Genomic DNA, 24,171 nt, shown 5'->3' on the forward strand with positions numbered 1-24,171 from the left:
AATCGGACAGGTCTGCCGTTACGGCTTACCCCTGCGGGGTGATGAAATCGACCGTCCGGCCCCCTCCCGCCGGACGATCGATTTGCCCGGCAGCCGCCCGGACCAGCCCTGTCGCTCTATGCCTGTCGCCGCACACCCATCGGCCATGACGCACCTACCCGCCAGCCGTGACCTCCGTGCTGCCGGTCACCACAGGCGATGGCGAAACGGAGGCGGAGGGGGAGGCAGAGGGGGACGCCGACGGCACGGGTGCCGTCGCCTCTGCCTTCTCCACCGGCCCGGTCGCGCCGTCGTTCACCGGGCCGCCTCCGCTCGTCCGGTCGCCCGCCGTGGCCGTCGCCGGCCCGGTGCCGGCGGGCTTGCCCGGCACCCGGATCGGGTCACTCGCCGGGCTTTCCGGTCCGGTCCATCGGGCGCCGGCGATCGCCCGGACCGTGTAGGTCACCTCGCTCCCCGGCTTGGCCCCCGCATCCGTGCAGCTGAACATGGATGCGGGGGCCCGGCAGGCCTCCGCCTCGACCTTGCCGGTGCGCCGGGTCACCACATAGCCCCCCACGGGGTGCCCGGAAGCGAACCGCACCGCCACCCACTCCACCCGCGGGACCCGGGTGGCGGTGACGCCGGGCTCAGCCATGGTGGGCATGGATGCGGCTGTGAGCGAGCCCCGGCCGTTCGTCAGCTCCACCCGCCAGCTCGCCCATGCGGTGATTCCGCTGCCCACAGCGACAGCCGCGAGTGTTCCGGCCGCGACGATCAACGCCGCCGTCTGCCGTCTCACCGTGCCACCCTTTCGGCGCTGGCCGAGAAGGCCAGCCGAAAGGTCGCCCGCTGGCAGGCGTTCGCGACTGTGTCCGGCATGGTCACCTCGAACTCTCCGGCCGTCCTCCGCCCACCGGCCGGAACGATCAGCGGCAACCCGCCCCGGTACTTCCCGATCGTCAGGTTGGCCGGCGTCGGCTTGCATCGTGACTTCGAGCTGCCGGTGACCCGGGCGTCCACCTGCCGGACCCGGATCGCGAACGGATACGGGTTCGCGATGGTCACCCGAGTGCGCCGGACGGCGCCCGGGTGGAACTGCTCCATCGGGCTCCCGGTCACCGCGAACGCGAACGCGGAGCGTTCGGCGAGGTCGACTTCGGATTCTTCGGTACGCCAACCGGCCGCGACCCAGGCACAGGCCAGAGCCGTCCCGGCCGCCGCGATCCGCCGGACCACCCGCAGGTTCGGGAAGTCAGTCAACACCGCTCCTCCCACTGGCGGTCAGCGGAATGCCGAACGTCGCCCCCTGGCACGCCGAATCCGACTCGTCGGTCATCCGGATCGCGTCCAGCAGCAGGAAACTCGCGCTGGACCGGGCTGCGATCGGCAGGGACACCGCGCTCCGACCCCGGGTCGGTGAGACTCCGCTGTTGACGCAACCCGCGGCACGATGGGCGGCGTCCACGGTGACCGGGCCGCTTCCCGCGTGCACCGCGGTGACCAGGACCGGGAACGGGTTCGGATTCTCCACCGTGACGGTCAGGTCGGTGCGTGCCCCCGGGTAGAGCGGCCGGTCGGGGCGCGGTTTGGCGGTCAGCCGCAGGTCGATCGCGGAGGAGGCCGTCGTCGACGAGCTTCCGAAGCCGGTCAGCCGCCACATCGCCCAGGCCGCGCCACCGGTGGCGACGAGAGTTCCGGCAACCGCCGTCGCGACCAGCGCTCGACGTCGCGACAATGCTTTCAGCACGATCAGGCTCCTGTCCGCGAGGGATTGCCCGGACCGGGAGAGGACGCCGACTGTGGCGTCCTCTCCCGGCGGAACGACTACTGGTTCTCGACCGGGTCGACCTGATCGCCCGGCTGGCCCGGGGGAACCACTACGCCGCCGCCATTGGCCGGACCACTGCCGGTGGCGGGAGCCGTGCCGCTGTTGGCGGCCAGTGCCACCGTGATCGGGAACGCCGCGGCCTGGCAGTCGTCGCTCGCGTTCTCGACCATGCTGAGCGCGCCCGCGTAGCTGATCGCCGAGGAGCCGTTGACCGAGCCCTGCTTGGCCGGCACCACCAGGGTCGCCGCGGCAGGCAGCTGCGCACCGCTGTTGACCTCGATGTTGTTAGCCTTGCAGCCGGACTCGTTGGTGGAGTCGCCCACGGTGAGCACGATGCCGGTGATCCGGACCGGGAACGGATTCGGGTTCTCCACCGTGAAGGCGACCCCGTTGGTGCTGCCCGGGAAGAAGGCCGGCGACACGGCCACGTCGTCGGCGACGTGGTTGCCGTTGAGATCCTTGATCGTGAGGCCCTGGGCGGTGCCGGCGGTGGCCGCACCCGATCCACCACCGCTCAGGAGCCAGGCTGCGTAGGCGGCTCCGGCTCCGCCGACGGCCACGACAGCGGCGGTAGCGATGGCAGCGGAGCGCTTGGTGAACTTACGCATGGAAATATTCCTCCCGGAACCGGCTCAGCGTGCGGCCACCCCGGAGCGAGTCGCGAGCGACCTACTCGGGGTGCACGTCGTTAATCGGATGTCACCGGGGCCCTCGGGGCCACCCGGCGCTGGGACAAAGATGGCGGACCGGCACCAAGCCGACGATCGTCCATTTCGTTCGGCTGTTGCATGCGAGACGGCGGCGGTTCCGGGCCGTCCCGGCTACCCCGTTCGCGTGACCTCGGCCGCCGTACCGATCACCGTGGACCGTGGCGGAGATCGATGAGACCGGCCGCCACCTGCATCGATGTCCACCATGCATCGGCCGTTCGACCTGGCAAGCCCGAGCCTGTCGCGGCATGCCCGAAAAGCCACGCAATGATAGTTGAAACGTGAATTAATCAGCCGTCACGGCATCAAATGGGAGCGATTCTCGGAACAATTTCCTGCCCGGCGACCCTAACGGGTTAGTTGCCGGACGACATCTTTCCCCTGAAAGAGGCTTGACGCTTATGCCTCTGTCGACCGCTCGGCCCGGACGAGGAACCGGTGCGCGCGTACCGTGAAACCGCCTCGCGCTCGGATCGTCGCCGCCAGACGGGCGAGCTCCCGTTCGTACCGCAGCGGGGTGAAGTCTCTGATCTGCCAGGGCACCGACCGCAGCTGATGGACCACCGCGGCGATGTCGTGGAACGCGAGGAGCGGATGCTCCTCGCGAACGTCGGTGACCCGGAGCCCGGCGGCGCGCAGTGCGCCGACCGCGACCTCGGCGTCCCACCGGCGCGGATGCGGGGGCGGGGCGCCGAGGGCGGTGTTGAGCTCGGCCAGGTCGTCGCTGCCGACCTGCTGGGTGAGTAGGACGCCGCCGGGTTTGAGCAGGCGGGCGATGTCGGCCGCGGGAAGCCGCCCGTGCCGGCTGAGGACGAGGTCGAACTCGTCCTCCTCGGACGGCAGCTCGGTCTGTACCGCCACCCCGAACGGCGCGAGCCGTTCCCGGGCGGCCGGAGTGTTACGGGCCCAGGTCTCCACCGCGACGGTGCGTGGGGGGAGTGGCGCCAGCTCGGCGAGCAGCTCGCCGCCGCCGGTGTCGAGGTCGAGCACGCTGCACGCGCGGCGCACCAGAGGCCGAGCCAGATCGAGGTACGACCAGGACGGCTCGGACGCCACGGCCAGGCCGTCCAGCCAGGCGAATTCCCACCCGGTCATGGAGGCGCCGGTAGCCGCGGCGTTGAGCTCTTCCTCCTGCCGGTTGCTGCGCACGCCTGCGAAAGTAGCCGGGCTTCCGGTCCGGCAGCGACTCCATCCCACCGCCTTTCCAGGACCGGTGCCGGACTGTGGCTGAACGGTTACCTACCTCTCAGTGGCGGACCGGCATGAGTAGTGAGAAATGAGACGCCGATCCCACCGGGCGGACGATCAGTGGACGGACCGGGCCGTCGAGTTCGAGTTCGAGCTGGCCGGCGGCACCCGCGTCGAGGGCCTGCAGCAGGAACTCCCGGTTGACCGCGACGTGCGATTCGGTGTCGGCGGCCCACTCGTCGGCGCCGGCGAACCGCACCCGGCCGGACGGGTCGAGACCGAGCACCGACACCGGGTACGGCCGGCCCTCGTGCTCGCGGTCGATCACCGGGGCACCGGCGAGCAGGTCACGCAGCTCGGCCACGTCGACGGTGACGGTCGAGCCGGGTGCCGGGAGCAGCCGGCGGTAGTCCGGGAAGTCCATGTCGATCGGCTTCCCCTCGACGGCCCGGTCGCCGGCACGGGCCGAGATCAGGCCGTCGGTGAGGTCCACCGTGATCGACCCGGTCCGGATCCCGTGCAACTCCTCGGCCAGCCGGTACGGCAGGAACAACCGGGCCGGCGAACCCTCCACGACGGCCGGGGCGGTGGCCGCGGCGAGCCGGTAGCGGTCGGTCGCGACCAGGGTGATCACGTCGTCGCCGGTCTCGAACAGCACGCCGGGCGGGATCGGGTCGGCGGCACCGGCGGCGGCGAACAGCACGGTGCCCAGGGCCGCGGACAGGTCGGCGGCGGGCAGGGTGATCCGGGTCATCAGGTTCTCCTCCAGGTCGAGCAGGGTGTGTAGGCGGAGGAGCTCACGCTTGGCATCGGCGAGACCGGACTCCAGCCGGACCAGGTGGTCGGCCAGCTTCGCCCGTACCGCCGAAGGGTTGTGCAGAAGGTCTTGGACCGCCACCGCGATCTCGGCCACCGGCATCCCCACCCGCCGCAGCCCGGCGATCAGCCGGGCCGCCCGGATCTGCTCCGACGTGTACCGGCGATAGCCGGTCGCGGGATCCACCGCGGCCGGGACCAGCACGCCCGCGCTGTCGTAGAACCGCAGCGCGCTGATGCTCAGACCGCTCGCCCGGGCCGCCTCGCCGATGCCCCGCATGTCGCTCCCCACGCCGATCAACCCTGGTGTCTCGACCTCATCGAGGGTCAAGCCTGCACTATCAGCATGACTCCGAGAACCGCCATGACCAGCGCTATCGATCCGTCCAGGACCCGCCAGGCGGCGGGCCGGGCGAGCAGCGGGGCGAGCCGCCGCGCGCCGACGCCGAGCGCGACGAACCAGGTCAGGCTGGCCGCCGCGGCGCCGAGACCGAACGCCCACCGGCTCGCGTGCTGCTGCGCGACCGAGCCGAGCAGCAGCACGGTGTCCAGGTAGACGTGCGGGTTGAGGTAGGTCAGGGCGAGGCAGGTGAGCAGGGTGGCGCGCAGCGTCGCCGGGGCCTGGGCGGCCGGGTCGAGGGCGGCCCGCGGGTGCAGCGCGCGGCGGCCGGCCAGAACCGCGTAGCCGATCAGGAACGCGGCACCGGCCCACCGGATCGCGGTGATCAGCGCGGGTTGCGCGGTCAGGACCGCGCCGAGGCCGGCGATGCCGGCCGAGATCAGCGCAAGATCGGAGAGAGCACAGGTCAAGACCACGGGGAGTACGTGCTCCCGGCGCAACCCTTGACGCAGGACGAACGCGTTCTGTGCCCCGATGGCGATGATCAGCACAGCGGACGCGACGAACCCGGCGATGACGGAGGAGAGCATGCCCCGACGCTACGGCCGGTCCGGACAGTGCTCCAGCTAATCATTTTCACGATGGATTAGTTTTCCTAACGTGGATCAGGTGCAGCTGGCGACCTTCCAGGTCGTCGTCGAGCAGGGCAGTTTCGAGGCGGCGGCCCGTGCGTTGCACGTCACACCGTCCGCGGTCAGCCAGCGCATCAAGGCGCTCGAGCAGACCGTCGGCCAGGTGCTGATCCGGCGGGCGAAACCGTGCACGGCCACCACCGCGGGCCACGGGCTGCTCCGCTTCGCCAACCAGGTGGCACTGCTGGAACGGGAACTCCTGGGCGCCGACGGCGTCCGCATCTCGGTGGTCGTCAACGCCGACTCGCTGGACAGCTGGTTCCCCCCGGTGCTGACGAGCGTGCCCGGCGTACTCTTCGAGATCCACACCGACGATCAGGAGCACACCACCGAGCTGCTGCGATCCGGGACCGTGATGGCGGCGGTCACCTCGGAGCGGGTGCCGGTGCAGGGCTGCCGGGTGGAGAGGCTGGGTGTCATGCGCTACCTCGGGGTGGCCGCACCGGGCCTCGACGAGTCCGCGCCCACGCTTCTCTACAACCGCAAGGACCGGCTCCAGCACCGTTTCCTCAGCCTGGCCCAGGATGCGCCGATCCACTATCTGCCGGCCACCGCCGTGTTCAACCGGGCCCTGCTCATGGGTCTCGGCTGGGGCATGCTCTTCGAGCACGAGGCCCGTCCACACCTGGACGCCGGCCGCCTCGTCGAGATCCGCCCCGGCCGCCACCTGGACATCCCGCTCTACTGGCAGTGCTGGCGGCTCTCCTCACCGGCCCTGGACGCACTGACGGCCGCCGTTCGCACGGCGGCCGCCCAGTACCTGCGATGAAAGTCAGTCGTTCGCGTGCAGAGCGCTGTTCAGCTCGATGCCGGTGCCCTTACGCGACCGGGCCTCCAGCGCGCCGGAGACCGAGTTACGCCAGAACAGGAGATTGTTCACACCCGACAGCTCGATGGCCTTCACCACACGGCCGTCCGGCAGCGTGATCTTCGAAGCGGCGGTGATGTAGGTGCCGGCCTCGATCACGCAGTCGTCGCCCAGCGAGATGCCGACGCCCGCGTTCGCCCCGAGGAGGCTGCGCTCACCGATCCGCACCTTCTCCTTACCACCGCCGGACAGCGTGCCCATGATCGACGAGCCACCGCCGATGTCCGAACCGTCGCCGACCACCACACCCTGCACGATCCGGCCCTCGACCATCGAGGTGCCGAGCGTGCCGGCATTGAAGTTGACGAACCCCTCGTGCATCACGGTGGTGCCGGAGGCCAGGTGGGCGCCGAGCCGGACCCGGTCGGCGTCGGCGATCCGGACACCCGACGGCACCACGTAGTCGATCATGCGGGGGAACTTGTCCACCCCGTAGACGGCCAACTGCCGGCCCGCCGCGCGCTCCAGGAACCGCAGCTCGTCGACCCGCTCCGCCGGGCAGGGCCCGGCCGACGTCCAGGCCACGTTGGCCAGCTTGCCGAAGATGCCGTCCAGATTCACCTCGTTCGGCCGGACCAGCCGGTGCGACAGCAGGTGGAGGCGCAGATACGCGTCCGACGCGTCGGCGATCGGGTCGGCCAGCGACTTGACCAGCACCCGCACCTCGACGGTGCTCAGGCCGGGCAGCAGTTTCGGGCCGGTCTGACCGGCCGGGAGAACCGGCGGATCGGCCGGCTCCTCACCCAGACCCAGGTATCCCGCGGGGAACCAGGTGTCGAGAACCTGCCCCTCGGCGGTCACGGTGGCGAGGCCGATGCCCCAGGCGGGCGAAGTCGAGATCGCGGTTTCCACGAACCGAACCCTACCGGACCCTCAATGAGTGATCAGCGGGCTCGTCGGCCCCCGGTATGGTGCGCACATGGCCAACCCGCTTACCCCGGACGTGCTGGTCGATCCCGTGGTGCTGACCCGTGCCCTGGTCGACGTCGAGTCCGTGTCGCGCGACGAGAAGGCGATCGCCGACTGCGTCGAGGACGTCCTCCACAAGGCCGGCCACCTCAGCGTCCGCCGCGTCGGCGACACCGTGATGGCGCGTACCAAGCTGGGCCGCGAACAGCGGGTGATCCTCGCCGGTCACCTCGACACCGTCCCGGTCAACGGGAACCTGCCGTCCACCGTCGTCGACGACCTGATCTACGGCTGCGGCAGCGCCGACATGAAGGGTGGCGTCGCGCTCGCCCTGCATCTGGCGGTCACCCTGCCCGACCCGCGGTACGACGTGACCTACCTGTTCTACGAGTCGGAGGAGATCGAGTCCGAGTTCAACGGGCTCAACCTGGTCGCCCGCGAACACCCCAAGTGGCTGCGGGCCGACTTCGCGGTACTGCTCGAACCCACCTTCGGCGCCGTCGAGGCGGGCTGCCAGGGCACCATGCAGGCGCGGGTACGGACCCGGGGCCGGCGGGCGCACTCGGCCCGGGCCTGGCGCGGCGTCAACGCCATCCACGCCGCCGGTGAGGTGCTGCGGCGGCTCGAGACGTACCACCCCCGTACCGTCACGATCGACGGCTGCACGTACCGGGAAGGGTTGAGCGCGGTCGGGATCTCCGGCGGCGTCGCCATCAACGTGGTGCCCGACGAGTGTGTCGTCGACATCAACCTGCGGTTCGCGCCGGACCGTTCGGAGAAGCAGGCGGCCGAGCACCTGCAAGAGGTCTTCAAGGGTTTCGACGTCGAGGTCACCGACTCGGCACCGGGTGCGCTGCCCGGCCTCGACGCCGCACCGGCCCGGGAGTTCCTCGGCGCCGTCGGCATCGAACCGGCCGCCAAACTGGGCTGGACCGACGTGGCCCGGTTCGCGGCGCTCGGCATCCCGGCACTCAACTACGGGCCCGGTGACCCGGCGCTCGCCCACGCGCCCGACGAGCACGTCGAGATCGGCAAGATCCGCGACGGGGCGGCCACCCTCTACCGGTGGCTGGCGCCCTAATACTCGACCGTGACCCGGCCGACCGCGCGCTGTGGCGGCGGGATCTCCATCGTCGCCTCCGGATCCACTGCCGGTTCCGAGTCGCGGGCCGCGAAAGCGGCACGCCGTTCCTCCAGCACCAGGCGGATCCGGCGCTGCATCCTGAGACGCTCGTGTCGATTCGTCACGGTGGTCGCTCCTTCGCGGGGAGCCCGGTGATGCCAGGTCGGTAACTGTACAGACGCGCCAGGGCTACTGTCGGTTGTCTCAATCTGGCAAAAAGGTCTGCGGGTCGCAATCCTCTTACCGAAACGCAGCCGGTTATTCACCGGGTACTGACCGTCCGCACTACCTTTGTGGCATGACGGAGAGCACCAACGGGCGACAGCCGGGGCCGGAGCGTCATCGAGGAGCCGTCACGTTGCGCCGTGACGCCATCCCACCGAGCACGGCCGATCAGAAACTGCTCGACTCCCACCACCGCGACGAGTGGAAGACCAAGGACGCCTGGCGGGCGCTGCGGATACTGTCCGAGTTCGTCGAGGGCTTCGACACACTCGCCGACCTGCCGCGGGCGGTCAGCGTCTTCGGCTCGGCCCGCAGTGCCCCCGACAGTTTCGAATGCGAACTGGCCGAGAACCTGGGTGCCGCTCTCGCCGAGGCCGGCTACGCGGTGATCACCGGCGGCGGCCCGGGCGTGATGGAGGCGGCCAACAAGGGCGCCACCGACGCCGGCGGGATGTCCGTCGGCCTCGGCATCGAGCTGCCCTTCGAACAGGGCCTCAACGACTGGGTCGACATCGGCATCGACTTCCGCTACTTCTTCGTCCGCAAGACCATGTTCGTGAAGTACGCCCAGGCGTTCGTGGTCCTGCCGGGCGGCTTCGGCACCCTGGACGAGCTGTTCGAGGCGATCACCCTGGTCCAGACCAAGAAGGTCACCCGCTTCCCGGTGATCCTGATGGGCACCGAATATTGGGGCGGCCTTCTCGACTGGATGAAGCGCCGGATGCTCGACGAAGGCAAGATCAGTGCCATGGATCTCGATCTCATCCAGGTCACCGACGACGTCGCCGAAGCCGTCCGCATCATCACCGAAGCCGACCCTGCCGGGCAGCACTGACGTGGCCGCGATCTGCGTCTTCTGCGCCTCCTCGACCACCCTCGAACAGCGCTGGCTCGACCTCGCCGCGGAGACCGGCCGGGTGCTGGCCCAACGCGGTCACACCCTGGTCTCCGGCGGCGGCCGGGTCGGCATGATGGGCGCCGTCACCGACGGCGCCCGCTCAGCCGGCGGCCACACCCTCGGCATCATCCCGCAGTGCCTGGTCGACCTCGAGGTCGCCGACGAGGCCTCGGCCGAACTCGTGGTCACCGACGACATGGCCGCCCGCAAGACCGTGATGATCGACAGGTCGGACGCGTTCATCACCCTGCCCGGCGGCCTCGGCACCCTCGACGAGCTCTTCGAGGTCTGGACCACGTCCACCCTCGACGTGCACAGCAAACCGATCGTGCTGCTCGACCCGGACGGCTTCTACGACGGCCTGACCCGCTGGCTCGGCACCCTCGTCGATCAGAAGTTCGTCCGCCCGGCCGCGATGGACATGCTGCTCACCGCCCGTACCGTCAGCGAAGCCGTCGACCTCGCCGAGGCGGCGGTCGCCGCCGGCCCACGAAGCGGTCCGTCCGGCGCCGCGTCCGGCACAGCCAGCCCGGCCGCCCACTGAACATCCTTTCGCGGTACGGCCAGAGCCGATCCGGTTCTCGGGGCTGCCCCGGTGCGGTGTCGGCCCAACGGTGGTGCCGGGTCGGCCGTTCGGTGTGATTCCGGTGGGGTCGGCCGCCCTCGCCCTTCCTGGTCCGGAATAACGTCATACCGGCGTGCTCTCATAGATGCCGTGAGCACGCCGGTTTCCCTTCCCCCCGTGCGCCGGCCCACCTATCGCCTGGTCCGTCGCCCCCGCCCGGTGGTGCCCGCGCTGCCGGTCGATCCGGTCCAGCGCCGGGTGGCCGGGCACACCTCCGGTCCGCTCCTGGTCATCGGCGGCCCCGGCACCGGCAAGACGTCGGTGCTGGTCGAGTCGGTCGCCGCCCGGATCGCCGAGGGCACCGATCCGGAGCGCATCCTGATCCTCACCTTCGGCCGCCGGAGCGCCGCCGCGCTGCGTGACCGCATCGAGGCCCGGATCGCCGACGACCCCGGCCGGATCGTCCACGAGCCGTTGGTGCGCACCTTCCACGCGTATGCGTTCGGGCTGCTCCGCCGGGCCGCGGCCGAGCGCGGCGAGCCGTCCCCGCGCCTGCTCACCGGCCCCGAGCAAGACCTGATCATCCGCGAGCTGCTGGCCGTGGTCGCCGACCCGGAGGCACCCGACCAGATCGGCTGGCCGGAGGCGCTGCGCCCGGCCCTGCCCACGAGAGCGTTCGCCCAGCAGCTGCGTGACCTGATGCAGCGTGCCGCCGAGCGCGGTGTGGGCCCGGTCGAGCTGGCCCGCCTCGGCGAGCGCCTGGGCCGCGACGACTGGCCGGCCGCCGCCCGTTTCCTCCGGGAATATGTCGCGGTGCTGGCTCTCCGAGACGTCACCACCCGCGGTTCCACCGCCTACGACCCGGCCGAGCTGGTCCGCGCCGCATCAGGCCTGCTGGCCGACGAGCCCGACCTGCTGGAGGCCGAGCGCCGCCGCCTCGATCACGTCTACGTCGACGAGCTGGCCGAGACCGACCCGGCCCAGGTCGACCTCCTGGCCCAGGTCGCGGGCGGCGGCAAGCCCTTGGTCGCGTTCGCCGACCCGGACTCGTCGATCTTCGGGTTCCGGGGTGCCGACCCGGCCGTGGTCACCGCTTTCCCGCCGCGCTTCCGCTCGGTCTCCGGCGCCCCGGCCGAAACCGTCGTCCTGCACACCAACTACCGGGCCGCCCCACCCTTGCTGACCGCCACCACCCGGGTGACCCGCCGTATGCGCGGCCCGATGGCCCACCGCCTGATGTATCCACCCGCGCCCCCACCGTCTCCCGCGGCGCCGGCCCCGGCAGTGCCTCCCGCATCGTCGGTCGGCCCGGCGGCCCCGCCTGCCTCGCCGATCGCTGCGGTCGGCCCGGCCTCTTCTATTACGGCAGCCGACTCCGCATCGGGCTCGGCCGAGTCTGTGGCTGCCGCAACGGCGTCACCGACCTCAACTGACGCCGTATCAGGCTCGGCCGAGTCTGTGGCTGCCGCGACGGCGTCAGTGACCTCAACCGATTCCGTATCAGGCTCGGCCGGATCTCTGGCTGCCGCAGCGGCCGCACCGACCTCGACCGATTCCGAGGCGTCGCCGGAGACGGGCGCGGCTCCCGAAGGCCCGAAATCGCCTGCTGACGGCGAGGTGGATTTCGGCCCGGTGCCGGCCGCAATTGTGCGGACATTCCGCTCAACCGCCGCGGAGACCGCCTATATCGCGCACGCCCTCCGGGAAGCGCATCTGCTGCATGGCGTGCCGTGGTCACGGATGGCGGTGCTGATGCGGTCGACGACGCTTCAGCAGCCGTCGGTGCAGCGGGCGCTGGCCGCCGCCGGAGTACCGACGATCATTCACGCCGAGGATCTGCCGCTGCATCTGCAGCCGGCGGTGGCGCCGTTCCTGCTGTTGCTGCGCTGTGCGGTCGACCCGGACGCGCTGAACGAGGAGGCGGCCGTCGCACTGCTGCACTCGCCGCTCGGTGGGGCCGATCCGCTGACCGAACGGCGGCTTCGGCAGGGGCTGCGGGCGCTGGCGATCAGTGCCGGCGACCGGCGGGCCTCCGGTGAGCTGCTGGTCGACGCGGTGCGCGATCCGGCCGGGCTCGACCTGGTGGAGCGACGCTGGGCCCGTCCGGCGCAGACCGTCGCCCGACTGCTGGCCGTGGCCCGGGAAGCGGCCGCCGAGGCCGGCGCGTCGGCCGAGCAGGTGCTCTGGACCGTGTGGCGGGAGAGCGGCCTGCACGACAGGTGGTATGCGATGAGCACCGGGAACACCCCGATGCCGGATCAGCGTGACTCGGCCCGGGCCCGGGCCTGGCGTTCCGAGGCGGCCGACCGTGACCTGGACGCGATGGTGGTCCTCTTCGACGCCGCGGCCCGGTTCGTGGACCGGCTGCCTGGTGCGGGTGTCTCGGTCTTCCTGGATCACGTGCTCGGTCAGGAGCTGCCCGCCGACTCGATCGCCCCGAGCGCCGACCGTGGCGAAGCGGTCCGGCTGCTCACCGCCCACGCGGCGAAGGGCTTGGAGTGGGACGTCGTGATCCTCGCCGGTGTCCAGGAGGGCATCTGGCCCGACCTGCGGCTCCGCGGCAGCCTGCTCGGTTCGGAACGCCTGGTCGACGTGCTCGCCGGCCGCCCGGCGACCGGTCCGGAGGCGATCCTCGGCGAGACGTCGGCCCTGCTCGACGAGGAGCGGCGGCTCTTCTACGTGGCCACGACCCGGGCCCGGCGGCGTCTGGTGGTCACCGCGGTGGCGTCGGCGAGCGTCGGCGGCTCGGTCGGTGAGGAACAGCCCAGCCGCTTCCTCACCGAACTCGCCACCCCGAGCCGTGGCCCGGGCGGCGAACGCCCACCAGGACCACCCCGCCCGGACCCCTGGGACACCGGCCCACCCGACAGCCCCGGCGACCCGGCGGGCGGCGGCGGAGCCGCGGAGGACAAAACGCCGGGCGAGGACGAAACGCCGGACGAGGACAAAACGCCGGACGAGGGCGAAGCGCTGGGCGAGGACAAAACGCTGGGCGAGGGCGGAGCCTCGGGCGAGGGCGAAGCGCACGGTGCGGACACCACGTCGGCTGCGGACACCACGTCGACAAAGACCGTGGGTCCGGATGACCGGAGCGGCCCGGTACCGGGACCGGATCAGCCGACCGGTGACCGTGGACCGACGGTGGACGACCAGGTGGACGGGGAGATCGAGCTTCCGGTCGGGCGGCCGCCCCGAGCCCTGACCCTGGCCTCACTGGTGGCCGAGTTGCGTACCGTCGTGGTGGGAAGTGCCGAGACGCCCAGCCGCAAGCGCGCTGCCGCGGCCGAGCTCGCACGCCTCGCGGCCGCCGGTGTGCCGGGGGCGCATCCGGACGAGTGGTGGGGCCTGCGTCCGCTCTCCGACGACCGGCCGCTCGTCGACGAGGGCGAGCCGGTGAAGGTCACCCCGTCGTCGATGGAGAGCGCGTTGCGGTGCAGTCTGCGCTGGCTGCTGGAACGGCACGGGGGCGCGGCGCCGACCGGCCCGGCGCAGGGGATCGGCAACCTGGTGCACGCCGCGGCGATGCTGGCCGAGGACGCGAACGCGGACCGGGAGAAGCTGGTCGAGTACGTGTCGGCGCGGTTCGACTCGATCGAGCTGGCCGCCCAGTGGCTGGCCGGGCCGGAGCACGATCGCGCCCAGGCGATGGTGGACAAGCTGCTGCGCTGGCTGGCGGTGAACCCGCGGCGGCTGCTGGCGATCGAGCACGAGTTCACGGTGCGGCTGGAGGACGAGCGGAACCCGATCCAGCTGACCGGCCGGGTGGACCGGTTGGAGGTGGACGAGGAGGGCCGGCTCGTCGTGATCGACTTGAAGACCGGCAAGACGACCGCCGTGTCGGCGTCCGACGTGGCGGAGAACGCGCAGCTCGGCGGATACCAGGCGGCGATCGACGCGGGCGCGTTCGCGGATTTCGGCACCGACAGCGGCGGCGCGGCGCTGGTGCAGCTGGGACCGGGCAAGGACGCCCGGGAGCAGATGCAGGTGCCGCTGGCCGAGGCCACCGACCCGGGTTGGGCGGACGGCATGGTTCGCCGGACCGCGGCGGCGATGGCGGCGTCCACGTTCTCCGCGGTGGCCAACAGCAGGTGCCGGGTCTGCCCGGTACGAACCAGTTGCCCGATCTCCGGCAAGGGCCGGCAGGTCGTCGAGCCGAACGGACCGGATCAGGACTGATGACGCAGCCGACGTTGTTCGCCGAGGGTCCGCAGCCCCGCCGTCAGGTTCGGTCGGGCCCTAGGTTCACGCCGCGTGAGCTGGCCCGGATGCTGCACCTGCACGAGCCGACGGCCGAGCAGGACGCGATCGTCGCCGCACCGGTGGAACCGCTGCTGGTGGTGGCGGGCGCCGGGTCGGGCAAGACCGAGACGATGGCGTCGCGGGTGGTGTGGCTGGTCGCGAACGGCTACGCGCACCCGGGCGAGATCCTGGGTCTGACGTTCACCCGGAAGGCGGCGGGCGAGCTGGCGCACCGGGTCCGGACCAGGTTGGGCCAGCTGAGTCGCCGCCTGGGCCGGGACGAGGCACTCGCCGGCGAGCCGACCATCTCCACCTATCACGCGTACGCCGCCCGGGTGGTCACCGAGCACGGACTGCGAGCCGGATACGAGCCGTCCGCGCGCCTGCTGACCGAGGCCGCCCGCTGGCAGATCGTCGACTCGCTGGTCCGGACGTACACCGGCGAGATGACCGGGCTGAACCGCGCGCCCGGCACGGTCACCGACGACGTGCTGGCGCTGGCCGCCGAGATGGCCGAGCATCTGGTCGGCCCGGACGATCTGGCCGCGTGGACCGGCCGGTTCTTCGCCGATGTCCAGGAGTACCCGGGACGGGTCTACAAGGACGTCTCCGAGGTGCTGCGCCGCCAGCAGAACAGGCTCACCCTGCTGCCCCTGGTCCGCCTCTACGAGCAGCGCAAACTCGACCTGGAGGCGATGGACTTCGGCGACCAGATGGCCCGTGCCGCACTCGTCGCCCGGGACCATCCGGAGGTCGGCGCGATCGAGCGGGGCCGGTTCCGGATCGTGCTGCTCGACGAGTACCAGGACACCAGTCACGCCCAGGTGACGATGCTGAACAACCTGTTCGGCGGCGGGCACCCGGTGACCGCGGTCGGTGACCCGTGCCAGTCGATCTACGGCTGGCGAGGTGCCTCCGCGGGGACGCTGGAACGGTTCCCGGAGGAGTTCCGTGACTCGGCCGGCCACCCGTCCTGGGTGCGCACGCTGACCCGGAGCTGGCGGAACCGGCCGGAGATCCTGCGGGTGGCGAACACCGTGTCGGCGCCACTGCGTGCACAGGTGCACCAGTTGCGGGCGGCGGACCGGACGGCGGAGGCGGTCGGCGGCCGGACCGTGACGTGCGCGCTGCTCCCGACGTATGCGGACGAGGCGAACTGGATCGCCGATTCGATGCTGACCGCATGGCGCCTGGTGGCCGGGATGCCGTCGGCGCCGCCCGGGGAGATCCCACCGGACCGCCGCCCGACCAGCGCGGTCCTGGTCCGGGTGCGCAGTCAGATCCCGGTGATCGAGGAGGCGCTGCGGGCGCGGGGCCTGCCGGTCGAGGTGGTGGGGCTGGGCGGGTTGCTGGACACCCCCGAGGTTCGGGACGTGGTGTGCACGCTGCGGGTGTTGGCCGACCCGACCGACGGCGCGTCGCTGTTGCGGCTGCTCACCGGCGCGCGTTGGCGGATCGGCCCGCGTGACCTGGTGGCCCTGCACCGGCGGTCGCGGGTGATCGCCAACGCCCGGGTGGCGGCGTCCGGGCGTTCGGCGTCCGACCCGGAGCAGGTGAACACCGACCGGCTGGACGACGCGACCCTGGTCGAGGCGATGGCCGATCTGGGCGCGCCACACCATTACTCGCCGGAGGGGCATCGCCGCCTTCAGGAGTACGGCCGGGAGTTGGCCGCGCTGCGCCGCCGCCTGGATCAGCCGCTGCCCGACCTGCTGGCCGACATCGAGCGCACGATCGGACTGGACGTGGAGGTGGCGGTGCGCGGCTGGGCGGCCGGTGACGCCGGCCTGGCCCGCGGCCATCTGGACGCGCTCGGTGAGGCGGCGACCAGGTACGGCGCCGAGAACGAGTCGGGCACGCTCGCCGGGTTCCTGGCGTTTCTGGCCGCGGCCGAGGAGGAGGAGCGCGGTCTGGAGCCGGGGCAGGTCGACGTGGTCGAGGGCGCGGTGCAGATCCTGACCGCGCACGCGGCGAAGGGTCTGGAGTGGGACGTGGTGTCGGCGGCCGGTCTGTGCCGGGGTGTCTGGCCGGGTCTGGCCCGCGCGTCCGATCACTATCTGGGTGGGATCGGGGTGCTGCCGTTCCCGTTACGTGGTGACTCGTCGGGCCTGCCGGTGCTGGATCTGTCCGACGCCATGGAGCAGAAGGACGTGGCGGGAGCGGTGACCGCTTTCGGTCGTTCGTGGCGGGAGCACGACGAGCGGGAGGAGCGCCGCCTCGCCTATGTCGCGGTGACCCGCCCGCGTCGGCTGCTGCTGTGTTCCGGCTACTGGTGGGGCGACGGCGTGAAGCGCCCGCGCGGCCCGTCGGTCTTCCTCGACGAGATCCGTCAGACCTGCGCGGACGGCGCCGGGGTGGTCGACGTGTGGACGCCGGAGCCGGCGCCCGGTGACACGAATCCGAGCGATCAGGTGGTGGCGACGGCCGAGTGGCCGGCCGACCCGCTGGGCCTGCGCCGTCCGGCGATGGCGGTGGCGGCCGACCTGATCCGTCGCATGATCGAAAACCCGGACGCTTCCGCGGCCGAGGCGTTCGCCGACCTGGCCGCCGCGGATCCGCAGGTGGCGGCCCGGGCCGGTCTTGCCGCCGATCTGGTCGGTCTGGCCGGTCCGGGCGAGGTCCCCGACGGTGCCGGTTGGTCGAGACCCATTCCGGGGGTACGGGTGACCGACCCGTCCCCGGGCTCTCCCGCGACCTCGCCCGCCCCACCCCGGGTCCCGCACCCACGACAGCCCGACCCGTCCGCCGCCCCGGCCCCGCAGTCCCTCGCCCATCCCGACCCGTCCCTCCAGCCCCGCCCGGATGGGGAGGGCCCGGCGACGAGCGGCGCGGACGGGGAAGGGCCGGCGACGAGCGGCGCGGACGGGGAAGGGCGGGCGACGGGCAGGCCGGGTGGGGAAGGGCCGGGGGAGAGCGAGCCGGGCCCGGACCGGGCCGTTCTGCTGGCCGCGGCTGAGACGGCGGACCGGGCGGCCGAGACCGAGGACCCGGACATCGCGCGCTGGCGCCGGGAGGCGAAGCTCCTGCTGGCCGAGCGGGAGGAACGGGCCCACCAGGACGGCCCGATCGAGGTGACGGTCCCGGCCCACCTGTCGGTCTCCCAGCTCGTGGTGCTGCGCCGCGACCCGCAGTCGCTGGCTCGGTCGTTGCGCCGCCCGCTGCCGCACCGACCGGCGCCGCAGGCCCGGCGCGGCACCGCCTTCCACGCGTGGCTGGAGCAGCGGTTCGGCGCGGTCCGGCTGCTCGACATCGACGACCTGCCGGGCGCGGCGGACGACGGTGCGGCCGACGACGACGAACTGGCCGCGCTGCAGGAGGCGTTCCTGACCGGCGAGTGGGCCGAGCGGACCCCGATCGAGGTGGAGGTGCCGTTCGCGACCACCGTCGCCGGGGTGGTGGTGCGCGGGCGGATGGACGCGGTCTACGCCGACCCGGACGGCCGGTTCGACGTGATCGACTGGAAGACCGGCCGCCGCCCGTCCGGCGTGGAGGCGGAGGCCGCCGCGGTTCAGCTGTCGGCGTACCGGATCGCCTGGGCGTCGCTGGCCGGGGTGCCGGTACGTAGGGTCCGGGCCGGCTTCCACTATGTCCGTGAGCAGGTCACGGTCCGTCCGGCCGACCTGATGGACGCCGCCGACCTGGCCGCCCTGCTCGAGGAGATCCCACCCGCCGGGCACTGAAGATCAACCCCGGCTGGTTCTCCGGGCTGTCGCACGGACACCGGGACAGCCCGGAGAACCGGCCCGGATTTCTCACTGGGCGGCGGTCAGCAGGTGGAGCAGTGCGGCGGCATAGGCTCCGGCGGCGGTGGGCGCGGAGAACACCTGCTGACCGCCGAGCAGCTCGGTCCGTACCGTGTGGGTGTCCTGATCTTTGTGAAGAGACCGGAACGTGCCGCCGAGCAGCTCCCGCAGCTGGTCCTCGCGGGGCAGCCACAGCGCCTCGCCGAGATCGACGTCGTCGAGCGCCCACTCGGTGGTTCCGTTGAAGCCGATGATTCGCCCCTCCGGGCGATCGTGTACCTGGATCGTCATGTTGCTGAGGACGAAGACCTCGTCGTCCAGGTCCCGGTCCGGAACTGTGAAACGGTCGCCGAGCTGCGGCTTCCACACCAATCCCGCGGTCTTGAGCTGCGTTGCGACTTCTACGCCGAGCACCTCCCGGCCTCCCTCCCCGTGCTAGGCTCCTCAGCGTTGTCAGTTTGGTTCCCAAGTACTCAGGAGCGCCTGTGGGGAAGTCTGCCCCAGGCGCTCTTTGTCGTAACCCGGGTTTCTCCGGTCGGGCGATCAGTACGACAGCACGAGACCCACAGAATGCGGGTCTTACTACCTCGTCCCCGTCCATAATGGTCGGGAGCGATCGATCGTCGAGGAGACGAGCATGGTTACCGGTGTTGTGAAGTGGTTCAACGCGGACAAGGGCTTCGGGTTCATCACCCCGGACGACGGCGGCGCCGACGTCTTCGCCCACTTCTCCGCGATCCAGATGTCCGGTTACCGGGCCCTGGAGGAGAACCAGCGGGTCGAGTTCGAGGTGACCCAGGGCCAGAAGGGCCCGCAGGCCGCCAACATCCGCGCCCTCTGATTCACTTCTGAGTTTCGGCCGCCTCGTGTGGCCGGGCAGCTGTGAACCGAGAGTGTGAAGTTCGGGCGTGAATGCGCCCGAACTCCCCACACTCAGCATTCGGTGCCGCACCCGACGGGTGCGGCACCGTTCGTTTTCGGGGAGCACACGCGGAAGGCCCCCGGCACGCCGGAGGCCTTCGATGATCGGTATCGGTCAGACGGAGGCTGCGGGGCTGGGCAGCGGCGCGGTGCCGCCGAGGTGTGCCGGCAGCCACCAGCGGTCGTCCGGCCCGGACGGCTGCTCGGGGTAGGCCCGCTGAACCGAGTCGAGGAGCACGGTCAGACGCTCCTTGAGCGTCGCGGTGAGCGACTCCGGCGTCGAATCCTCGGCCACCGGGATCGGCTCGCCGATCTTGATGATGACCGGCACGTGGCGCTTGGTCAGCTCCTTCTTGCGGCCCTTGGTCCAGAGCCGGTGCGGCCCCCACACGGCCATCGGGATCAGCGGGACCGAGGCCTCCTGAGCCATCCGGGCCGCACCCGACTTGAGTGCCTTGATGGTGAACGACTCGCTGATCGTCGCCTCCGGGAAGACACCGACGATCTCGCCGCTCTTCAGCGAGTCGATGGCGTGCTTGAACGCCGCGGTGCCGGCCTTGCGGTCGACCGGGATGTGTCGCATGCCGCGCATCAGCGGGCCACTGATCTTGTGGTCGAAGACCTGCTTCTTGGCCATGAACCGGACCAGGCGCTTGGCCGGCTGGGCACCGAAGCCGCAGTAGATGAAGTCCAGGTAGCTGGAGTGGTTACTGGCCAGGATCGCCCCGCCGCTGGTGGGGATGTGCTCGGCGCCCTCGACGACGATCTTGTTGTCGAGGACGCGGAACATCGTCTTGGCCAGGGCGACGACCGGGGGATACACCAGTTCCATGGCAGCACGGTAGCCGAAGTTTCTGGGAACGGCGCGGGTCGGAGGCACAATTCCGGCAGGCTTACCGGCTCGTGGGACCGCGTGGGCGTCCCGGCGGTCACGGCGCTCGTGGTGTTCACTGGTGTGCATGTCCGAGCCGAAGCCACCGACGCCCGAGTGGGGGCGGCCGGGCGGGCCGTGGTCGTCGGGGATGGTGACCGCTTATCGCGTACCGGCTGAGGATCCGCGACCGGCTGCGGAGCCGCCGTCGCCCGGCCCCGACGGACCCGAGCGGCGTCGGCGGCAATTGCTGATCTTCGGAGGGGTGGCCGGGGTGATCCTGGCGGCCGGTCTCGCGATCCTGCTCGCGGTGATCCTCGGGAATGACGGCGACCCGTTCGGGGAGAAGGCGGCGCCGGCTGCCGATCTGCGGCCGCCGTTGGCACAGGCCTGCCCGGCGCCGACCGTCTCACCCGGCACGGCGAGCGCCGCGCCGAGCGCCCCAGCGCCGCCACCGGCCGAGGGCGAGCGCACTGTCGATCCGGATGCCGGCATCAGCTACCAGCGGTACGGCGCACCCTGGGTCACGTGGACCGAGGTGTGGAACGCGGGCACCCTGCAGGTGCCGTACCGGGTCGGGCAGCACTTCGTGACCGAGATCTATCAGGGTGGGCAGTACCACGCGTCGATCCTGTCGGCGGCGGTCCCGGCGGCCGACAACGACGCCGTGTCGCTCGATCTGGAGTGCGTGGGCCGGCAGGTCGTGGCCGACGTCCGGGCCGGGTACTACCCGCAGCCGAACAGCATGGAACCGATCCGCGACGAGGTGACGACACTCGGCGGGCTGCCGGCCTGGGTGAGCGAGTTCCGGCTCAGCTTCCGGGAACCGGGGCTGACCGCCACCTCGGAGCTCTCCGGGGTGGCGGTCATCGACGTCGGTCGACCGACGGCGGCGATCCTCTACATCTCGATCCCGGACACCCACCGCCAGTTCGATCATGTGGTGGCGGAGGTCCTGGCCTCGGTCCGGCCGATCTAGCCGCCGGCCAGGCCCCAGCGCTTGCGCAGGGCACCGTCGGCGGCGTTGAAGAACTGGTCGACCAGGATGCCGATCACCAGGACCACGATGATGTACGCGAGGACGGCCACCGCGTCGCTCAGGTCCCGGGCGGTCTGCATCCGGACGCCGATGGACACCGTGCCCGGCACGATGACCAGCAGTTCACCGGCCATCAGGCTGCGCCAGGAGAACGCCCAGCCCTGCTTGAGCCCGGAGACGAACGACGGCAGCGACGCGGGCAGGATCAGGTGCCGGTATTTCGCGATGCCTTTCATGCCCATCACCTGGCCGACCCGCAGCCAGGTCCGCGGCACGTAGTCGATGCCGCTGATCAGGCCGTTCGCCACCGACGGGGCGGCGCCGATGACGACCACGAAGAGGATCGCCTCCTCGCCGAGCTGGAAGAGCAGGATGGCGAGCGGGAACCACATGATCGACGGCATGGTCTGCAGGCCGGTGATCAGCGAGCCGATCGCGGCCCGCAGCGGCTTGAACTGGGAGACCAGCGCACCGAGCAGCGTGCCGATCGCCACCGCCAGCGCGAACCCGGTGAGCGCCCGGGTCATGGTCAGCTGCACGCCGTCCCAGAACTTCGGCTCGGTGATCAGCTCGCCGAGCTCGGCGAACACGTCGGCCGGCGGCGGCAGGACGTAGGCCGGCCGCCACTCGGCCAGGTAGACGATCTGCCAGAGGCCGACGACGATCGCGATCGCCAGCAGTTTCGGCCAGGTGCCCGCCCAGATCCGCTTGCCGAGGGCGCCCTTGTCCTTCTTGGGCGCGAGCTCCAGGGCGTCGAGGCCGCTGACCCGGTCGGCCGCGGTCGCGTTCTCCCCGGACCGGGACTCGGTGCGGGTGTCTTCAGTGGTCGGCAGGTCAGTTGGCATGACGGGCCACCTCCGCGCGGAGCCGGTCGGTGATCTCGGCAGCCTGGCCGGAGACCTCGGTGGAGTCGATGCGCCGCGGGCGTGGGTGGTCGATCTTGTAGTCCTCGATGACCCGACCGGGTCGGCTGCTCAGCAGGATCACCCGGTCACCGAGGCGGACCGCCTCACGCACGTTGTGGGTGACGAAGAGAACGGTGAGCTCCTGCTCGCGCCAGATCCGCTCCAGCTCGTCGTGCAGGATGTCGCGGGTCATCGCGTCGAGCGCGCCGAACGGCTCGTCCATCAGCAGCACGTCGGCGTTCTGGGCCAGGGCCCGGGCCAGCGCGACCCGCTGCCGCATGCCGCCGGACAGCTCATGCGGGCGTTTGCCATCGAAACCGCCCAGCCGGACGATTTCGAGCAGCTCCTGGGCGCGCTTCTTCCGGTCGGCGCGGCCCACCCCCTGCAGCTTGAGCGGCAGCTCGACGTTGGCGGCCACCGAGAGCCAGGGGAAGAGGGCGGCCTCCTGGAACATCAGCGCGACGTGCCGCCCGCCGATGTCCAGAGTGCCGCTGGTGATCTTGTCGAGGCCGGCGACCAGCGAAAGCAGGGTGCTCTTGCCGCAGCCGGAGGCGCCGAGGAGGCAGACGAACTCCCCCTTGTCGACATCGAGTGAGATGTGGTCGAGGGCGAGTAGAGCATTGCTCCCCGAACCGTACTGCTTCGTCACATCGTCGATCCGGACAACCGTACTCATACTCGCCCTCCCATCGAGGTCGCCGTCAAGCGATCTTCTTGACGGCGACCTCGAGGTTTAGATCATTTCCAAGGGGAAAGGCCGGATCAGGCCGCGGAGTCGCTGACTTCGGCCTGGCCGTCCGCCTTCAGCAGCTCGTTCAGCAGCGTGATGTCGTAGATGCCCTTGAGGTCCACCGGGTCGAGCAGGCCGACCTCCTCGGCGTGCTTCGCGCTGGTGAACAGCGAGGACGCGATCGGGTCGTAGGTGAACTTCAGGTTCGCGAACGCGGCGGCGAGGATCTCGTCCTTCAGCGGCTTGCTGGTGAGCTCCTCGATCTGGGCGTTCGCGGCCTTCTGCGCGTCGGCGTTGTTGTCCTTGATGTACTTGACCGCCGCGATGTGGCCCTGGAGCAGTTTCTTGACCGTGCCCGGGTATTCCTTCAGGAACTTCTGGCTGACGATCAGGTGGGTGGTCACGAACTCCTGGTTCGGCCACAGCGTCTTCTCGTCGACCAGGACCTTGCCCTTGGACTCGAGGATCAGCTTGCTGAAGTTGGGCTCCGGCACCCAGGCGCCGTCGATGGTGCCCTGCGCGAACGCCTGGACCGCGGTCGCGTTGTCCTGCGGCAGGACCGAGACGTCGCCGCCGCCGCTGGTGTCGGCGTTCAGGCCGTTCGACTTCAGCCAGGCGCGCAGCGCGACGTCCTGGGTGTTGCCGAGCTGCGGGGTGGCGATCTTCTTGCCCTTGAGGTCGGCCGGGGTGTTGATGCCCTCCCTGACGACCAGGCCGGCACCGCCCGACGTGCTGCCCGCGATGATCTTCAGGGCGGTGCCCTTGGACTTGGACCAGCCGTTGATCGCCGGGTTCGGGCCGATGTAGGTGGCGTCGATCGCGCCGGAGAGCAGCGCCTCGATCGCGGCCGGGCCGGCGTTGAAGGTGCTCGGCTCCAGCTTGGTGCTGCCCAGCTTCTCTTCGAAGATCTTCTTGTTCACGCCGACCAGGGCCGGAGCGTGGGTGATGTTCGGGAAGTAGCCCAGCTTGATGGCCGGGGCCTCGGCGGCGTTTCCGGAGGCGGCCTCGGCGGCGGTCTTCTCCTCCTCCTTGGAACCACAGGCGGCCAGCGCGGTCGTGGCCACCAGAGCAGCCGAGGCAAGGGCGAGCGCACGTATGGTGCGGGAGCTCATGCTCACTCCTAATTTCGTTTCACTGAGGTGTTGGAGAGTTCGGCCAGGGTCTTGTGGTCGACCACACCCTCGATGGCCGCCTCGACGGCGACCCACACGTCGTGCAGCGCCGTCGCTGCCCCGTGGTAGGTCGCCGTTGACGTGGGCAGCCCCCGGACCGTGGTGAGGGCACCCCCGACGGCGCGAACCACATCGCCGACGGTGATCTCCTCGGCCGGGCGGGCCAGGGCGTACCCGCCGTCCACGCCACGATGGCTGTGCAGCAGCCCGGCGCGACGCAGATCGAGCAGGATCCCCTGCAGAAAGCTGAGCGGGATGTCCTGGACGGCGGCCAGTCCGGCCGCCTTGACCAGGCGTGGGTGCTCGGCGGTGACCGCCAGCATCGCGCGTACGGCGTAGTCCGTGCGAGCCGAGACGTACACGCCGCGCTCCCCCTCCCGTTGATACTTCGGTATGCCTATCTGTTGGAT

Annotated in this window: 23 protein-coding genes; 8 read left to right on the plus strand and 15 right to left on the minus strand. The window is 71.0% G+C overall.

Annotation, left to right across the window (positions count from 1 at the left end):
• Positions 1-154: 154 nt before the first annotated feature.
• From Q0Z83_RS47750 to Q0Z83_RS47780, 7 genes are all read right to left on the minus strand, one after another.
• Positions 155-778 (minus strand): hypothetical protein, encoded by a 624-nt coding sequence (locus tag Q0Z83_RS47750; protein WP_317790223.1) that lies wholly within the window; start codon positions 776-778, stop codon positions 155-157.
• A complete protein-coding gene (locus Q0Z83_RS47755; protein ID WP_317790224.1) occupies positions 775-1,239 on the minus strand; it encodes a hypothetical protein in 465 nt (154 codons plus the stop codon). Before Q0Z83_RS47755 ends, Q0Z83_RS47750 begins: the two co-directional genes overlap by 4 nt.
• Positions 1,232-1,726: a hypothetical protein gene (locus Q0Z83_RS47760; RefSeq protein WP_317790225.1), complete on the minus strand. Its 495-nt coding sequence runs from the start codon at positions 1,724-1,726 to the stop codon at positions 1,232-1,234. The genes Q0Z83_RS47755 and Q0Z83_RS47760 overlap by 8 nt, the downstream gene beginning before the upstream one ends.
• A 77-nt stretch (positions 1,727-1,803) precedes the next feature.
• Entirely contained in the window at positions 1,804-2,415 is a 612-nt protein-coding gene (locus Q0Z83_RS47765) for a hypothetical protein (RefSeq protein WP_317790226.1), read from the minus strand.
• A 501-nt stretch (positions 2,416-2,916) separates the two neighbouring features.
• Complete coding sequence (locus tag Q0Z83_RS47770; RefSeq protein WP_317790227.1) at positions 2,917-3,666, minus strand: methyltransferase domain-containing protein; 750 nt, start codon at positions 3,664-3,666, stop codon at positions 2,917-2,919.
• A 97-nt stretch (positions 3,667-3,763) separates the two neighbouring features.
• Positions 3,764-4,852 carry a DNA polymerase III subunit beta family protein gene (locus Q0Z83_RS47775; protein ID WP_317790228.1) on the minus strand — a complete coding sequence of 363 codons (1,089 nt, stop codon included), beginning with the start codon at positions 4,850-4,852 and terminating at the stop codon, positions 3,764-3,766.
• Positions 4,849-5,451 carry a LysE/ArgO family amino acid transporter gene (locus Q0Z83_RS47780; RefSeq protein WP_317790229.1) on the minus strand — a complete coding sequence of 201 codons (603 nt, stop codon included), beginning with the start codon at positions 5,449-5,451 and terminating at the stop codon, positions 4,849-4,851. Before Q0Z83_RS47780 ends, Q0Z83_RS47775 begins: the two co-directional genes overlap by 4 nt.
• A 70-nt stretch (positions 5,452-5,521) precedes the next feature.
• On the opposite strand from Q0Z83_RS47780, the gene Q0Z83_RS47785 reads away from it, so the two are divergent.
• Positions 5,522-6,322 (plus strand): LysR family transcriptional regulator ArgP, encoded by an 801-nt coding sequence (locus tag Q0Z83_RS47785; protein ID WP_317790230.1) that lies wholly within the window; start codon positions 5,522-5,524, stop codon positions 6,320-6,322.
• Positions 6,323-6,325: 3 nt separating this feature from the next.
• Here Q0Z83_RS47785 and dapD read toward each other — a convergent pair whose 3' ends face one another.
• A complete protein-coding gene (gene dapD, locus Q0Z83_RS47790; protein WP_317790231.1) occupies positions 6,326-7,273 on the minus strand; it encodes a 2,3,4,5-tetrahydropyridine-2,6-dicarboxylate N-succinyltransferase in 948 nt (315 codons plus the stop codon).
• A gap of 67 nt (positions 7,274-7,340) precedes the next feature.
• Between dapD and dapE the strand changes: the two genes are divergently transcribed.
• Complete coding sequence (gene dapE, locus Q0Z83_RS47795; protein WP_317790232.1) at positions 7,341-8,411, plus strand: succinyl-diaminopimelate desuccinylase; 1,071 nt, start codon at positions 7,341-7,343, stop codon at positions 8,409-8,411.
• On the opposite strand, the gene Q0Z83_RS47800 is transcribed toward dapE, so the two are convergent.
• Positions 8,408-8,578 (minus strand): hypothetical protein, encoded by a 171-nt coding sequence (locus tag Q0Z83_RS47800; protein WP_317790233.1) that lies wholly within the window; start codon positions 8,576-8,578, stop codon positions 8,408-8,410. The genes dapE and Q0Z83_RS47800 overlap by 4 nt on opposite strands.
• A gap of 173 nt (positions 8,579-8,751) precedes the next feature.
• Here Q0Z83_RS47800 and Q0Z83_RS47805 point away from each other — a divergent pair, with 173 nt between their 5' ends.
• The 4 genes from Q0Z83_RS47805 (at position 8,752) to Q0Z83_RS47820 (ending at position 18,060) form a co-directional block, all read left to right on the plus strand.
• Positions 8,752-9,513 (plus strand): LOG family protein, encoded by a 762-nt coding sequence (locus Q0Z83_RS47805; protein WP_317790234.1) that lies wholly within the window; start codon positions 8,752-8,754, stop codon positions 9,511-9,513.
• 1 nt (position 9,514) lies between these two features.
• Positions 9,515-10,120, plus strand: coding sequence for an LOG family protein (locus Q0Z83_RS47810; protein ID WP_317790235.1), 606 nt, complete (start codon positions 9,515-9,517; stop codon positions 10,118-10,120).
• 171 nt (positions 10,121-10,291) lie between these two features.
• On the plus strand, positions 10,292-14,317 hold the full coding sequence (locus Q0Z83_RS47815) for an ATP-dependent helicase (protein ID WP_317790236.1): 4,026 nt from the start codon (positions 10,292-10,294) through the stop codon (positions 14,315-14,317).
• Positions 14,317-18,060 carry an ATP-dependent helicase gene (locus tag Q0Z83_RS47820; RefSeq protein WP_317790237.1) on the plus strand — a complete coding sequence of 1,248 codons (3,744 nt, stop codon included), beginning with the start codon at positions 14,317-14,319 and terminating at the stop codon, positions 18,058-18,060. Before Q0Z83_RS47815 ends, Q0Z83_RS47820 begins: the two co-directional genes overlap by 1 nt.
• Before the next feature lie 72 nt (positions 18,061-18,132).
• On the opposite strand, the gene Q0Z83_RS47825 is transcribed toward Q0Z83_RS47820, so the two are convergent.
• Entirely contained in the window at positions 18,133-18,537 is a 405-nt protein-coding gene (locus tag Q0Z83_RS47825) for a pilus assembly protein CpaE (RefSeq protein ID WP_317790238.1), read from the minus strand.
• A gap of 223 nt (positions 18,538-18,760) precedes the next feature.
• On the opposite strand from Q0Z83_RS47825, the gene cspE reads away from it, so the two are divergent.
• Positions 18,761-18,964, plus strand: coding sequence for a transcription antiterminator/RNA stability regulator CspE (gene cspE / locus Q0Z83_RS47830; protein WP_093619181.1), 204 nt, complete (start codon positions 18,761-18,763; stop codon positions 18,962-18,964).
• Between the two features lie 195 nt (positions 18,965-19,159).
• Here the strand turns inward: cspE and Q0Z83_RS47835 are convergent, their stop codons facing one another.
• Positions 19,160-19,876, minus strand: a complete 717-nt coding sequence (locus Q0Z83_RS47835; protein WP_317790239.1) for a lysophospholipid acyltransferase family protein — start codon at positions 19,874-19,876, stop codon at positions 19,160-19,162.
• Between the two features lie 127 nt (positions 19,877-20,003).
• Between Q0Z83_RS47835 and Q0Z83_RS47840 the strand changes: the two genes are divergently transcribed.
• On the plus strand, positions 20,004-20,894 hold the full coding sequence (locus tag Q0Z83_RS47840) for a hypothetical protein (protein ID WP_317790240.1): 891 nt from the start codon (positions 20,004-20,006) through the stop codon (positions 20,892-20,894).
• Here Q0Z83_RS47840 and Q0Z83_RS47845 read toward each other — a convergent pair.
• From Q0Z83_RS47845 to Q0Z83_RS47860, 4 genes are all read right to left on the minus strand, one after another.
• The gene (locus tag Q0Z83_RS47845) at positions 20,891-21,799 is read right to left on the minus strand and encodes an ABC transporter permease (protein ID WP_317790241.1); all 909 of its coding nucleotides are present in this window, start codon (positions 21,797-21,799) and stop codon (positions 20,891-20,893) included. The genes Q0Z83_RS47840 and Q0Z83_RS47845 overlap by 4 nt on opposite strands.
• The gene (locus Q0Z83_RS47850) at positions 21,789-22,535 is read right to left on the minus strand and encodes an ABC transporter ATP-binding protein (protein ID WP_317790242.1); all 747 of its coding nucleotides are present in this window, start codon (positions 22,533-22,535) and stop codon (positions 21,789-21,791) included. Before Q0Z83_RS47850 ends, Q0Z83_RS47845 begins: the two co-directional genes overlap by 11 nt.
• An 86-nt stretch (positions 22,536-22,621) precedes the next feature.
• Positions 22,622-23,701, minus strand: coding sequence for an ABC transporter substrate-binding protein (locus Q0Z83_RS47855; RefSeq protein ID WP_317790243.1), 1,080 nt, complete (start codon positions 23,699-23,701; stop codon positions 22,622-22,624).
• Positions 23,702-23,709: 8 nt separating this feature from the next.
• A complete protein-coding gene (locus Q0Z83_RS47860) occupies positions 23,710-24,123 on the minus strand; it encodes an RrF2 family transcriptional regulator (protein WP_317790244.1) in 414 nt (137 codons plus the stop codon).
• Positions 24,124-24,171: the final 48 nt, after the last annotated feature.

The organism is Actinoplanes sichuanensis (assembly GCF_033097365.1).
In the GTDB taxonomy this organism is placed as follows: Bacteria; Actinomycetota; Actinomycetes; order Mycobacteriales; family Micromonosporaceae; genus Actinoplanes; species Actinoplanes sichuanensis.

Bases quoted from the DNA above. Each gene is read 5' to 3' on its own strand.
- dapE (WP_317790232.1), top strand. From the start codon at position 7,341: ATGGCCAACCCGCTTACCCCGGACGTGCTGGTCGATCCCGTGGTGCTG.
- Q0Z83_RS47820 (WP_317790237.1), top strand. From the start codon at position 14,317: ATGACGCAGCCGACGTTGTTCGCCGAGGGTCCGCAGCCCCGCCGTCAG.
- Q0Z83_RS47855 (WP_317790243.1), bottom strand. From the start codon at position 23,701: ATGAGCTCCCGCACCATACGTGCGCTCGCCCTTGCCTCGGCTGCTCTG.
- Q0Z83_RS47835 (WP_317790239.1), bottom strand. From the start codon at position 19,876: ATGGAACTGGTGTATCCCCCGGTCGTCGCCCTGGCCAAGACGATGTTC.
- Q0Z83_RS47850 (WP_317790242.1), bottom strand. From the start codon at position 22,535: ATGAGTACGGTTGTCCGGATCGACGATGTGACGAAGCAGTACGGTTCG.
- Q0Z83_RS47845 (WP_317790241.1), bottom strand. From the start codon at position 21,799: ATGCCAACTGACCTGCCGACCACTGAAGACACCCGCACCGAGTCCCGG.
- cspE (WP_093619181.1), top strand. From the start codon at position 18,761: ATGGTTACCGGTGTTGTGAAGTGGTTCAACGCGGACAAGGGCTTCGGG.
- Q0Z83_RS47780 (WP_317790229.1), bottom strand. From the start codon at position 5,451: ATGCTCTCCTCCGTCATCGCCGGGTTCGTCGCGTCCGCTGTGCTGATC.
- Q0Z83_RS47805 (WP_317790234.1), top strand. From the start codon at position 8,752: ATGACGGAGAGCACCAACGGGCGACAGCCGGGGCCGGAGCGTCATCGA.
- Q0Z83_RS47765 (WP_317790226.1), bottom strand. From the start codon at position 2,415: ATGCGTAAGTTCACCAAGCGCTCCGCTGCCATCGCTACCGCCGCTGTC.
- Q0Z83_RS47840 (WP_317790240.1), top strand. From the start codon at position 20,004: ATGTCCGAGCCGAAGCCACCGACGCCCGAGTGGGGGCGGCCGGGCGGG.